The sequence below is a fragment of the Ramlibacter sp. genome (assembly GCF_035554825.1).
Taxonomy (GTDB): Bacteria; Pseudomonadota; Gammaproteobacteria; order Burkholderiales; family Burkholderiaceae_C; genus Ramlibacter.
Map to the genome: position 1 here is coordinate 1 of NZ_DATMHS010000098.1, position 12,183 is coordinate 12,183.

General features: G+C 68.5%; 9 protein-coding genes and 1 tRNA gene. 4 read left to right on the forward strand and 6 right to left on the reverse strand.

Going from position 1 to position 12,183, the window contains the following annotated elements:
* The coding region (locus tag VNT59_RS11935) for an Orn/Lys/Arg decarboxylase N-terminal domain-containing protein (protein WP_325498632.1) at positions 1-1,860 on the reverse strand (1,860 nt) is incomplete at its 3' end.
* A gap of 130 nt (positions 1,861-1,990) precedes the next feature.
* Here VNT59_RS11935 and VNT59_RS11940 point away from each other — a divergent pair.
* Together VNT59_RS11940 and VNT59_RS11945 are read left to right on the forward strand one after the other, a co-directional pair.
* A complete protein-coding gene (locus VNT59_RS11940) occupies positions 1,991-2,416 on the forward strand; it encodes an NfeD family protein (RefSeq protein ID WP_325498633.1) in 426 nt (141 codons plus the stop codon).
* Between the two features lie 7 nt (positions 2,417-2,423).
* On the forward strand, positions 2,424-3,356 hold the full coding sequence (locus VNT59_RS11945; protein ID WP_325498634.1) for a stomatin-like protein: 933 nt from the start codon (positions 2,424-2,426) through the stop codon (positions 3,354-3,356).
* Positions 3,357-3,454: 98 nt separating this feature from the next.
* Here VNT59_RS11945 and VNT59_RS11950 read toward each other — a convergent pair whose 3' ends face one another.
* Positions 3,455-3,664: a KGG domain-containing protein gene (locus VNT59_RS11950; protein ID WP_414708384.1), complete on the reverse strand. Its 210-nt coding sequence runs from the start codon at positions 3,662-3,664 to the stop codon at positions 3,455-3,457.
* Between the two features lie 113 nt (positions 3,665-3,777).
* Positions 3,778-4,017, reverse strand: coding sequence for a hypothetical protein (locus VNT59_RS11955; RefSeq protein ID WP_325498635.1), 240 nt, complete (start codon positions 4,015-4,017; stop codon positions 3,778-3,780).
* A 247-nt stretch (positions 4,018-4,264) separates the two neighbouring features.
* Between VNT59_RS11955 and VNT59_RS11960 the strand changes: the two genes are divergently transcribed.
* On the forward strand, positions 4,265-5,728 hold the full coding sequence (locus VNT59_RS11960) for a heavy metal sensor histidine kinase (RefSeq protein WP_325498636.1): 1,464 nt from the start codon (positions 4,265-4,267) through the stop codon (positions 5,726-5,728).
* Between the two features lie 73 nt (positions 5,729-5,801).
* Positions 5,802-6,113 (forward strand): hypothetical protein, encoded by a 312-nt coding sequence (locus VNT59_RS11965; RefSeq protein WP_325498637.1) that lies wholly within the window; start codon positions 5,802-5,804, stop codon positions 6,111-6,113.
* 211 nt (positions 6,114-6,324) lie between these two features.
* Here VNT59_RS11965 and VNT59_RS11970 read toward each other — a convergent pair.
* From VNT59_RS11970 to VNT59_RS11980, 3 genes are all read right to left on the reverse strand, one after another.
* A tRNA-Ser gene (locus VNT59_RS11970) sits at positions 6,325-6,415 on the reverse strand.
* A gap of 47 nt (positions 6,416-6,462) precedes the next feature.
* Positions 6,463-8,538, reverse strand: a complete 2,076-nt coding sequence (locus VNT59_RS11975; RefSeq protein WP_325498638.1) for a response regulator — start codon at positions 8,536-8,538, stop codon at positions 6,463-6,465.
* A gap of 9 nt (positions 8,539-8,547) precedes the next feature.
* A partial coding sequence (locus VNT59_RS11980; RefSeq protein WP_325498639.1) for a response regulator occupies positions 8,548-12,183 on the reverse strand: 3,636 nt, incomplete at its 5' end.

The window sequence follows — 12,183 nt, forward strand, 5'->3', positions numbered from 1 at the left end:
GAACTGCTGGCAGAACTCCGGCAGGATGCGCCACATGGGCTGGTTCTTGGCGTAGTCGTCCTTGAACTGCTGCAGCGCCGACAGCAGCGTGTTCCAGCGGCCCTTGGTGATGCCGATCGTGAACAGGATGAAGAAGCTGTACAGGCCGGTCTTCTCGACGATGATCCCGTGCTCGGCCAGGAAGCGCGTGACGATCGAGGCCGGGATGCCGGTCTTGGCGAACTTGCCGTTCAGGTCCAGGCCGGGCGTCACGATGGTGGACTTGATCGGGTCCAGCATGTTGAAGCCCTCGGCCAGGTTGCCGAAGCCGTGCCACTTGGCGGTGCGGGCCTCGCCCTTGATGATCCAGTCGTCGGCCCGGCCGATGCCCTCTTCCACCAGCTTGTCCGGCCCCCAGACCTTGAACCACCAGTCCTTGCCGTACTCCTCGTCCACCTTGCGCATGGCGCGCCGGAAATCCAGCGCCTCCATGATGGATTCCTCGACCAGCGCCGTGCCTCCGGGCGGCTCCATCATCGCCGCGGCCACGTCGCAGCTGGCGATGATCGCGTACTGCGGGCTGGTCGACGTGTGCATCAGGTAGGCCTCGTTGAACAGGTGCCGGTCGAGCCGGCGGTTCTGCGAGTCCTGCACCAGGACGTGGCTGGCCTGGCTGATGCCGGCCAGCAGCTTGTGGGTCGACTGCGTCGAGAACACCAGCGAATCGCGCGGCCGGCTGCGCTTCTTGCCCATCGCGTGGTAGGTGCCGTAGAAGGGGTGGAACGCGGCATGCGGCAGCCAGGCCTCGTCGAAGTGCAGCGTGTCGACGTACCCGTCGAGCATCTTCTTGATGGTCTCGGTGTTGTACAGCACGCCGTCGTACGTCGACTGCGTCAGCGTCATCACCCGCGGTTTCACCGTGTCGGGGTTCACGTCCTGCAGCAGCGGATTGGCCTTGATCTTGGCCTTGATCGCGGCCGGCTCGAACTCGCTCTGCGGGATCGGGCCGATGATGCCGAAATGGTTGCGCGTGGGCTTGAGGAATACCGGCACCGCGCCGGTCATGATGATCGCGTGCAGGATCGACTTGTGGCAGTTGCGGTCGACGACCACCACGTCGCCCGGCGCCACGGTGTGGTGCCAGACGATCTTGTTGGAGGTGCTGGTGCCGTTGGTGACGAAGAAGCAGTGGTCGGCGTTGAAGATCCGCGCCGCGTTGCGCTCGCTGGCGGCCACCGGCCCGGTGTGATCGAGCAGCTGCCCGAGTTCGTCCACGGCGTTGCAGACGTCGGCCCGCAGCATGTTCTCGCCGAAGAACTGGTGGAACATCTGGCCGACCGGGCTCTTGAGGAAGGCGACGCCGCCGGAGTGGCCGGGGCAGTGCCAGGAGTAGGAGCCGTCCTCCGCGTAATCGAGCAGCGCCTTGAAGAACGGCGGCTGCACCCCTTCCAGGTAGCTCTTGGCCTCGCGGATGATGTGCCGGGCCACGAACTCCGGCGTGTCCTCGAACATGTGGATGAAGCCGTGCAGCTCGCGCAGGATGTCGTTGGGGATGTGGCGCGAGGTCTTGGTCTCGCCGTAGACGTAGATCGGCACGTCCGCGTTCTTGCGGCGCACCTCCTCGATGAAGTTGCGCAGGCTCAACACGGCCGGGTCCAGGTCCGGACCGGGCGTGAACTCCTCGTCGTCGATCGACAGGATGAAGGCGCTGGCCCGGCTTTGCTGCTGCGCGAACTGCGACAGGTCCCCGTAACTCGTGACCCCCAGCACCTCCATGCCTTCGGCCTCGATGGCCTGCGCCAGGGCGCGAATGCCCAGCCCCGACGTGTTCTCGGAGCGGTAGTCCTCGTCGATGATGACGATGGGAAAGCGGAATCTCATGGGGGGCCTTTCGCTGCAGCGGCCAAATAACGTGGATCGAGGCGCGAAGTGTATGCAAAGAACCGCGTGGTCCTTGCGCCTGCCCGGAATTTACTCAAAATGGGGCTCATCATTACAACCTGGAGTGGCGATGGCGCAATCCACCTTGTGGTGGCTGCTGACCGGCACGGCCGTAGCGGTCGAATTGCTGACCGGCACCTTCTACCTGCTGATGCTGGCGATCGGGCTGGCCGCCGGCGCCCTGGCGGCGCATGCCGGCGCTTCGATGTCGGTGCAGCTGGTCACCGCCGGGGTGGTCGGCGGCGGCGCGGTCGCGGCCTGGCACGTGCGGCGGCGCAAGCGCCCGGCCGAGCCCGCCGCCGGCGCCAATCCCGATGTCAACATGGACGTCGGCGAAACGGTGCAGGTCCATGCCTGGGACGCCGACGGCACCGCCACGGTGAAGTACCGCGGCGCGAACTGGACCGTCGTGGCGCTGGAAGGCAGCGTGCACGGCACCGGGGCGCACCGGGTGCGCGAAGTGGTGGGCAGCCGCCTGGTGGTCGAAAAGATCTGAGGTCCTCATGAACAACACCCTTGCCATTCCCTTCATCCTGTTCGTCATCGCCGTCATCTTCGTGGTGCGCGCGATCAAGGTGGTGCCGCAGCAAAATGCCTGGGTGGTGGAGCGCCTGGGCAAGTACCACACCTCGCTCGCGCCGGGCCTCAATTTCCTGATCCCGTTCGTCGACCGGGTGGCGTACAAGCACAGCCTGAAGGAGATCCCGCTGGACGTGCCGAGCCAGATCTGCATCACCCGCGACAACACGCAGCTGCAGGTGGACGGGATCCTCTACTTCCAGGTGACCGATCCGATGCGCGCGAGCTACGGCTCGTCCAACTACATCGTCGCCGTCACGCAGCTCGCGCAGACTTCGCTGCGCAGCGTGATCGGCAAGCTGGAACTGGACAAGACCTTCGAGGAGCGCGACATCATCAACGCGCAGGTGGTGCAGGCGATCGACGAGGCGGCGCTGAACTGGGGCGTGAAGGTGCTGCGCTACGAGATCAAGGACCTCACGCCGCCCAAGGAGATCCTGCACGCGATGCAGGCCCAGATCACCGCGGAGCGCGAGAAGCGCGCCCTGATCGCGGCCTCGGAGGGTCGGCGCCAGGAGCAGATCAACATCGCCACCGGCGAACGCGAGGCCTTCATCGCCCGCTCCGAGGGCGAGAAGCAGGCAGCCATCAACAAGGCCCAGGGCGAGGCGGCCGCCATCACCGCCGTGGCCGAAGCCACGGCGCAGGCGATCTCGCGCATCGCTGCCTCGATCCGCGAGCCCGGCGGCGAACAGGCGGTGCAGCTGAAAGTGGCCGAACGGGCGGTGGACGCCTTCAGCAAGGTGGCGACCGACTCGTCGACCACGCTGATCGTGCCGGCCAACATGAACGAGGTCTCGGGCCTGATCGCCTCGGCGATGCGGATGATCCAGGCCGGCCGGCCGGCCGCGGCCTGACGTCGGCCCGAAAAGGACAGCGGGCGCCTCGTGGGCGCCCGCGGTGGGGTGGCGGCGGCGTTCGCCGCGCGGTGGCCGCTGCGGGCCACCCGGGTCGGTCAGGTCGCGCTCGGGGCCGCCTCGGTGCGGCGCTGGTGGCGCTTCTTGCCGGCGGCGCGGGCTTCCTCGGACGTGAATTCATGGGCCCGGCCGTTGGCGTGAGCGGTACGGCCACCCATGCTGGCGATCTCGCGCACGCGCGTCGGGTCCATGACGGCAAAACCGCGCTTCGCACGCGGACGTGGGGTCTCGTTGGTGGTCTCGATCATGCTCATCTCCCGTTGATAACCCAGCACAAGCGCTGGAGTTCAGGAGACTGTAGTGCTGCCGAGCTTCCCTGTGGGGGTGCGGCCCCAAAAATGGATGTTGTCCTACAGCCGAGTCAGAGAACGCGCGCATTTCGCCGCGCGCGCTCGGCCAGAGCCCGGATGGCGCGCAGCCGGTCGATGGCCAGCAGGCGCAGCCGGCGGGCTTCCTCGACCGCGCCGCGGCTGGGGGCCGGCCCGGTCCCCTCGCAGTAGGCATCGAGGCTGCGGCCCAGGCAGCATTCGGCGCGAGTCGCCTCGTGGTCGGCGGCTTCCCACTCCTCGAACAACAGAAAGAATTGCGCCACGTTGTCCATGCTCTGTTCAGCTATTTAAAGCCCGGGTCCCGGGGCATTGTTTGACCCAAATCAGCATGCCGTCGGCGCTGGCGGACCGCCTGCGTTCCCCTTGCGCTGGCGCGCCTGGCCGGCGACTCGGCGGGAAGCTGACGGCCCTGTCATCACCCGGTCAGCGTGCTGTCCCGCACGGCGTCGTAAGGTGGCGGCGCAACGGATGGGACAATCGCTGCCGCCGCACCGGCCCCCCGCCCTGCCGCCCACGCCCATGAACCCGCCTCCCGCGCCCCGCTCCCAGTTGTCGCTCGCGCTGCGCATCGCCATCGGCAGCGGCCTGTTCGGCCTGGTCGTCGCCCTCGGCGCGGTCGCCTTCGGCGTCTGGACGCTCTCACAGCAGCTCGACGAGCGCGCCGCCGGCGAGATGCAGGGCCGGCGCGAGCTGCTCGTGCACCTGCTGTCGACGGTGCCCTCGCGCGACGCGCTCGGCGAGCCGCCGGAACGCTTCGGCGAGCTGTTCTTCGGCCACCACGAGCTGCACCTGGCACTGGCGCAGCCGGACACCGGCCGCATCATCGCGAGCTCGTCCAAGGTCGCGGTGCAGTCGGTCTCGGCGATGGGCGGCAGCGCCCCGGCGGCCGAGGACGAGGTCCACAGCTGGTACACCACCGACCACGCGCGCTTCAGCGGCGTGCATGGCGTCGCCCCCGTCGCCGACGGCCAGCCGGTGCGGTTCTACCTCTCGGTCGACCGCCGCCAGGACGCCGCCCTGCTGGCCGGATTCGTCAAGGCCTCGGCCCTGGCGCTGCCACTGCTGCTGCTGATCGTCGCCGGCGGCGCGGGGCTGATCGCCCGCACCGCGCTGGCGCCGCTGCGGCGCTTCAACCGGCTGGCCGAATCGATCGGCGCGGCGTCGCTGAACCAGCGCGTGTCGACCGACCGCTTGCCGCGGGAACTGGCGGACCTGGCCACGGACTTCAACGCCATGCTGGCCCGCATCGACGCGGGCTACCGGCAGCTGCAGGACTTCTCGGGCGACCTGGCGCACGAGATGCGCACACCGGTGGCGACGCTGCTCGGGCGGACCCAGGTCGCCCTGTCGCACTCGCGCTCCGCCGACGAGCTGCGGGCGGTCCTCGAAGGCAACGTCGAGGAACTGGAGCGGCTGTCGACCCTGATCAGCGACATGCTGTTCATCGCGCGGGCCGACCACGGGGCGATGGCCATGCAGCCCGAGCCGGTGGACCTCGTCCGCGAGGCCCAGCGGGTGGCCGACTACCTGTCGCTGATCGCCGACGACAAGGGCCTGCAGCTGCAGGTCGCCGGCGGCGCGCCGCTGGTGCGCGGCGACCGCCTGCTGGTGCAGCGGGCCATCACCAATCTGCTGTCGAACGCGATCCGGCACGCGCAGGAGCGGTCCGCCGTGACGATCGACGTGCGAGGCCAGGGAGAGCTGGCGACGGTGTCGGTGACGAATCAAGGTGACACCATCGCCCCGGAGCGCCTGGACCGCATCTTCGACCGGTTCTACCGGGTCGACTCGGCCCGCTCGCGCGAGGAAGGCGGCAGCGGCCTGGGGCTGGCGATCGTGCGGTCGATCGCCGACGCCCATGGCGGCGACGTCGCCGTCCGCAGCGCCGACGGCTGCACGACCTTCACGCTGTCCTTTCCGCGGGGTGACGGCGCCGGGGCGGATTTGCGCCTCCAGGCGCCCGCCAGCGGTGTCGCCGCTTGAACTGCGCTCGGCCACCCAGGGCGGATAATGGCCTCATCGGTTTGCCTGTCAGGTCGAACGAGGAGCCAGCAGCATGCGCAGCGAAGTGACGGTGACATTCAAGGACGCAGCCCCGCTGCGGATGGACCTGGACAAGGAGGCGGCGATGGCGCCCGATGCCGCCCGCGCGTGGCTGGACCGCCAGTTCACCGACATGGGCTGCGAACCGCTGCGCCCCACTGGCAAGGTGCTGACCGCCGACAAGGTGGTGGTGGTCGCCCAGGCCGCCGGCCCGGCCCGGTTTGCCGATCCCCTGTGGGCCCAGAATTTCGCCCGGGCGGCAAGCGCCGCACTCGGCAAGCCCGTGGTGCACGTGGACGTGCCGTCGCTGACGATCGGCTACTGACGCAAAAGGCCCGCCGAAGCGGGCCTTTTCTGTCCTGGCGGAGAGGGCGGGATTGCGCGATCGTCGGCTCACCGACTTCGCGGCCCGTCGGGCCCGCTGCGCGTCCGTCACGGCCGTCCCGCGGCCGTGCCGACCCACCCCGCGGCGCGGGCTCTGCATCCCGCCGGCCGCCACAACGCAAAGGCCCGCCGAAGCGGGCCTTTTTCTGTCATGGCGGAGAGGGCGGGATTCGAACCCGCGGAGGGCTATGAACCCTCACACGCTTTCCAGGCGTGCGACTTAAACCGCTCATCCACCTCTCCTGCGAAGCCCGCCATTGTAGCAGCGGGCCGCCCCGTTTCCGGCCGCGCTACGCGGCTTTTGCGCTGGCGCGGCGCGCCTGCTGCGGGTCCGAGAGCATCGACAGCAGCAGGTTCACGTCGGCCGGCTTGACCATGTGGAAGTCGAACCCGGCCTTGGCCGAACGAGAGCGGCTCTCGGCTTCGCCGTAACCGGTGAGCGCGATCAGCAGCGCATCGCGCGACTCGGGTTGCATGCGCAGCCGATGCGCCACCTCGAAGCCGTTCATGCCCGGCAGGCCGATGTCGAGCAGCACCACGTCGGGCCGGAAATCCTCGGCGATCCTGAGCGCGCTCATGCCCTCGTTGGCGACCTTCACCTCGAAGCCTTCCATCTCCAGCAGCGTCATCAGCGTCTCGGCCGACGCGGCCAGGTCGTCCACGACCAGGATGCGGCTGGGTGCGCCGGCGCGCGCCTGGCCGTCCCGGACGGGGGCGGCGGCGGGCATGGCCGCGGCGGGCGCCAGCCGGGCCGGCAGGTAGACGGTGACCTCGGTGCCCCGGCCCGGCCCGTCGCTGTGGGCCGCCACCCGACCGCCGTGCAGTTCCACCAGGTGTTTCACCAGCGTGAGGCCGATCCCGAGTCCGCCTTGCGACCGGTCCAGCGACTGGTCGCCCTGCGCGAACAGGTCGAAGATGTGCGGCAGGAAGCCGGCGTCGATGCCGCAGCCCTGGTCCGCCACCGAGATCCTCACCTCGCCGCCGCCGAAGCTGGCGGTGAGCGCGATCTTCGTGTTGGGCCCCGAGAACTTCGACGCATTGTTCAACAGGTTGCCGAGCACCTGGGCCAGGCGCACGGCGTCGCCGTCCAGCTGCACCTCGTCCTCGGGCAGGGTCACGGCCAGCAGCTGGTCGCGCGCGGCAATCCGGGGCGAGCTGCCCTCCACCGCCCGCTCCACGAGCGCGGCCAGCGTGAGCTTCTCGGGCTTGACGACCACCTTGCCCTGCACGATGCGCGAGACGTCGAGCAGGTCGTCGATGAGCCGGGCCATATGGTCCGCCTGGCGACCGATCACGTCGCGGGCCCAGTTCATGGTCGCCGGCGTCACCTCGTCGCCCTGCATGATGTGCACCGCGTTGCGGATCGGGGCGAGCGGATTGCGCAGCTCGTGCGCCAGCATCGCCAGGAATTCGTTCTTGCGGCGGTCGGCCTCCTGGACGGCCGAATACAGCCGCGCGTTCTCCATCGCGATCGCGGCGCGGCCGGAAAACTCGCGGATCAACGCCAGCCGGGCCGAGTCGAAGAACGCGTGGTCGCCCAGCAGCGCCAGGGCGCCGCGCATTTCGTCGCCGGCGACCAGCGGGCAGATCGCCGCGGCCCGGTCACCGTCCAGTCGGACCAGCCGCAGCTGGCGCTCGCGGATCACCTGGTCGGCGGCGGCTCGCAGCGCCGGCGTGAACACCTCCGGGTCGTCGGCCCGGGCGGGCGGGTGCATGTCGAGCCGGCGCACCCCGCCGTCCGTGTCCGGCAGGCCGAGCACCGCCCGTTCCCCCAGGATCGGCACGCACAGCTGCAGCACGGCCGCGATGGTGTCGTCGAGGTTCAGCGAGCGCGACAGCGTCCGGCTCGCCTCGGCCAGGTAGTCGGCGCGGTGGCTGGCCTCCTCGGCCGCCGCGCGGGCCGCCTCCGATCGCGCCAGGGCCTCGCGTGCCGCCGCCTGCACCTGCAGCTGCCGGTTCATCCGGAACAGCTCGACGAACACGCGGATCTTGGAGCGCAGGACCTCCGGCACCACCGGCGAGGGGATGTAGTCGACGGCGCCCAGCGCATAGCCGCGCTTGGCCTGCACGTCGTCGACGTAGGCGGTGATGAACACGATCGGGGTCTGGGCCGACTTCTTGTACTGCCGGATCAGCCCGGCCGTCTCCAGCCCGTCGATGTCGGGCATGTGGACGTCCAGCAGGATGACCGCGAACTCCATCTCGAGGATGTAGCGCAGGGCCTCCTGCCCGGAGCGGGCGCTGACGATGTTCTGGCCGAGTTCGTCCAGGATGCTGCGGAAGACGACATGCTTTTCAGGCAGGTCGTCCACCACCAGGATGTTGACCTTCTCCTGTTCGAGCGGCGGCGTTGGATATGCGGACAACCGAAGCTCTCACTGATGCAGCCAAGCGCGCAGGACCGCCAGCAGGTCCTGCGTGTTGACCGGTTTCGACAGGTAGTCCCAGGCGCCCGCCTCGATGCATTTCTCGCGGTCGCCCTTCATCGCCTTCGCGGTCACCGCGACCATCGGCAGGTCCTTGCCGGCCGGCAGCTTGCGGATCTCCTTCATCGTGGCCATGCCGTCCATCTCCGGCATCATGATGTCCATCAGCACCACCTCGATCTGCGGATCGGAGGCCACGCGGCTGATCGCGTCGCGGCCGTTGTCGGCCCACACGATGTCCATGCCGTGCTCCTCCAGCACGGTGGCCAGCGCGAAGATGTTGCGCATGTCGTCGTCGACGATCAGCACGCGCTTGCCGGCCAGCGGCTTGGTCGACTCGTGCACGTTGTTGATCAGCGCCCGCTTGGGCTCCGGCAGCCGCGCCAGATTCTGGTGCAGTGCCAGCAGGGCATGGTCGAACAGCTTGGGCACCGTGTGCGCCTCGTGGACGATGATCGTGTCGTCGGAGTGCCAGCCGATCTTGCCTGCGTCCTTGGCGCCGCCATGGTAGATCAGCAGCGGCAGCGGGCCGAGGTCGGCCTGCGCCGCCAGCAGCGGCCGCAGCTCGCGGGCGTCCGCGCCCGCGAAGCCGTCCTCCAGGACGACGCAGTCGAAGCGGCTGTCCTCCAGCGCTTCCAGCAGCTTCTCGCCGCTCTTGACGACCGTGGTTTCGATCGCCCCGTCCTCGAGTTCGGCCAGCAGTTCGCGCCGCGCCGCGACGTCGCGCATCGCCACCAGCGCCCGCTTGCCGCCGCGGCTCACGTACGATTTCAGCTTGTCCAGCATGCCGTCGAGCACTTCCTTCGACTGGATCGGCTTCTCGACGAAGGCGACCGCGCCGGACTTGAACGCGCGCTCCTTGGAGTCGTCGGTCGAGATCACGCACACCGGCATGTGGCGGGCGCCGAGGTCCTGCTTGATGCGGTCCAGGACCCGCCAGCCTTCCATGTCGGGCAGGTACATGTCCAGCGTGATCGCCGACGGCTTGTACTGCGTGGCAAGCGTCAGCGCGCCCGCCCCCATCGAGGTCACCAGGCCCTTGAAGCCCTTGGCGCGCGCGGCGTCGAGCAGGAAGCGGGCGAAGGCCAGGTCGTTCTCCACGATCAGCAGCACCAGATCGCCCTGCTGGATCGAGTCACGATCGTCGTTGGCTTCGTTGAGGACGGGATTCGCCTCCTCCGGCACCACCACCGCATCCTCGACCTCGGGCACGGCGCGCTGCGGCGCGCGCTTGGCGCTCGGCAGGCCGGGCACCGTGTAGTCGCCTCGCGCCTCGGGCGCCTGGGCCTGGCGCCGGGCGGCGCGGGTGCCCGAATACACCAGCGGCAGGAACAGGGTGAAGGTGCTGCCTTGCCCGGGGGCGCTGGCGAGCCGGATCTCGCCCCCCAGCAGTTTGGACAGTTCGCGGCTGATCGCCAGGCCCAGGCCCGTGCCGCCGTACTTGCGGCTGGTGGAGCCGTCGGCCTGCTGGAAGGCCTCGAAGATGATCTGCTGCTTGTCGCCGGAGATCCCGATGCCGGTGTCCGACACCGCGAACGCCAGCACCTGCTGGGCCCGGTTGAGATCCTCGTTGTCGGGGCTCCAGCCGCCGAACACTTCCTCGATCGCCAGCGTCACGTGGCCCTGGTGCGTGAACTTGAACGCGTTCGACAGCAGGTTCTTCAGGATCTGCTGCAGGCGCTTCACGTCCGTGACCATCGACGTCGGCAGGTTCAGGCCGGTGTGGATCATGAAGTCCACGGTCTTGGCTTCCGCCACGTGGCGGAACGTGCGCTCCACGTAAAGCTGCAGGTCCGACAGCCGCAGCTCGTTGACGTCGACGACGACCGTCCCGGACTCGATCTTCGAGAGGTCCAGGATGTCGTTGATCAGCATCAGCAGGTCGTTGCCCGACGAATGGATGGTCTTGGCGAACTCCACCTGCTTGGGAGTCAGGTTGCCGTCGGGGTTCTTCGACAGCTGGTCCGACAGGATCAGCAGCGAGTTCAGCGGCGTGCGCAGCTCGTGCGACATGTTCGCCAGGAATTCCGACTTGTACTTGGACGTCAGCGCCAGCTGCTTGGCCTTGTCTTCCAGGGCCTGCCGCGCCTGTTCCACTTCCTGGTTCTTGCGCTCCACCTCGTGGTTCTGGTGCACCAGCAGCCTGGCCTTTTCCTGCAGTTCCTCGTTGGTCTGCTGCAGTTCCTGCTGCCGGCTCTGCAGCTCCTGCGCCAGCGACTGCGACTGCGTCAGCAGGTCCTCGGTCCGCATGTTGGCTTCGATCGTGTTGATCACGATGCCGATCGATTCCGTGAGCTGGTCCAGGAAGGCCTGGTGGGTCGGATTGAAGCGCTCCACCGAAGCCAGTTCCACCACGCCCCGCACCTGGCCCTCGAAGATGATCGGCAGCACCAGCACGTTCAGCGGCTGCACCTGCGCCAGGCCCGAGGAGATGCGCAGGCTCTCGGGGATCGAGGAGGTCAGCAGGATCTTCTTCTTGTCGTAGGCGCACTGGCCGACCAGTCCCTGGCCGAGGTCCAGCTCCTTGCCGTACGAGCCGTGGCCGTCCGAGGCGTAGCTCGCCATCAGGCGCAGCTTCGGCTGCTCGTGCGTGTAGCGCAGCACGTAGAACTCGGCCTGCTGCGCGCCGACCACCGGCGCCAGCTCCGACAGGATCAGGTGGCCCACGGCGACCAGATCCTTCTGGCCCTGCAGCATCCGCGAGAACTTGGCCAGGTTGGTCTTCAGCCAGTCCTGTTCGGTGTTCAGCTGGGTGGTATCGCGCAGGTTGCGGATCATCTCGTTGATGGTGTCCTTCAGCGCGGCCACCTCGCCCAGCGCCTCCACCGTGATCGAGCGCGTCAGGTCGCCCTGTGTCACGGCGGTCGCCACTTCGGCGATCGCCCGCACCTGGGTCGTCAGGTTGGCCGCCAGCTGGTTCACGTTCTCGGTCAGGCCCTTCCAGGTACCGGCCGCGCCCGGCACCTTGGCCTGGCCGCCCAGCTTGCCTTCCACGCCCACTTCGCGCGCCACGGTGGTCACCTGGTCGGCGAAGGTCGCGAGCGTGTCGGTCATCGAGTTGATGGTGTCGGCCAGCGCGGCGATCTCGCCCTTGGCCTCCACGGTCAGCTTCTGGTCGAGGTCGCCGTTGGCCACGGCGGTCACCACCTTGGCGATACCGCGCACCTGGGAAGTCAGGTTGCCGGCCATGAAGTTCACGTTGTCGGTCAGGTCCTTCCAGGTGCCGGCCACGCCCTGCACGTCGGCCTGGCCGCCCAGCTTGCCTTCGGTACCCACTTCCCGTGCCACCCGGGTCACCTCCGAGGCGAACGAGGAGAGCTGGTCCACCATGGTGTTGATGGTGTTCTTCAGCTCCAGGATCTCGCCCTTCACGTCCACCGTGATCTTCTTGGACAGGTCGCCGGCCGCCACCGCCTTGGTCACGTCGGCGATGTTCCGCACCTGCGCCGTCAGGTTGCCGGCCATGAAGTTCACGTTGTCGGTCAGGTCCTTCCAGGTGCCGGCCACGCCCTGCACGTCGGCCTGGCCGCCCAGCTTGCCTTCGGTACCCACTTCCCGTGCCACCCGGGTCACCTCCGAGGCGAA

What these genes read in the sequence shown, in the direction of transcription:
- VNT59_RS11955 (WP_325498635.1), bottom strand. Translation starts at nt 4,017, where the DNA reads ATGGACAACGTGGCGCAATTCTTTCTGTTGTTCGAGGAGTGGGAAGCC.
- VNT59_RS11965 (WP_325498637.1), top strand. Translation starts at nt 5,802, where the DNA reads ATGCGCAGCGAAGTGACGGTGACATTCAAGGACGCAGCCCCGCTGCGG.
- VNT59_RS11940 (WP_325498633.1), top strand. Translation starts at nt 1,991, where the DNA reads ATGGCGCAATCCACCTTGTGGTGGCTGCTGACCGGCACGGCCGTAGCG.
- VNT59_RS11960 (WP_325498636.1), top strand. Translation starts at nt 4,265, where the DNA reads ATGAACCCGCCTCCCGCGCCCCGCTCCCAGTTGTCGCTCGCGCTGCGC.
- VNT59_RS11950 (WP_414708384.1), bottom strand. Translation starts at nt 3,664, where the DNA reads ATGATCGAGACCACCAACGAGACCCCACGTCCGCGTGCGAAGCGCGGT.
- VNT59_RS11945 (WP_325498634.1), top strand. Translation starts at nt 2,424, where the DNA reads ATGAACAACACCCTTGCCATTCCCTTCATCCTGTTCGTCATCGCCGTC.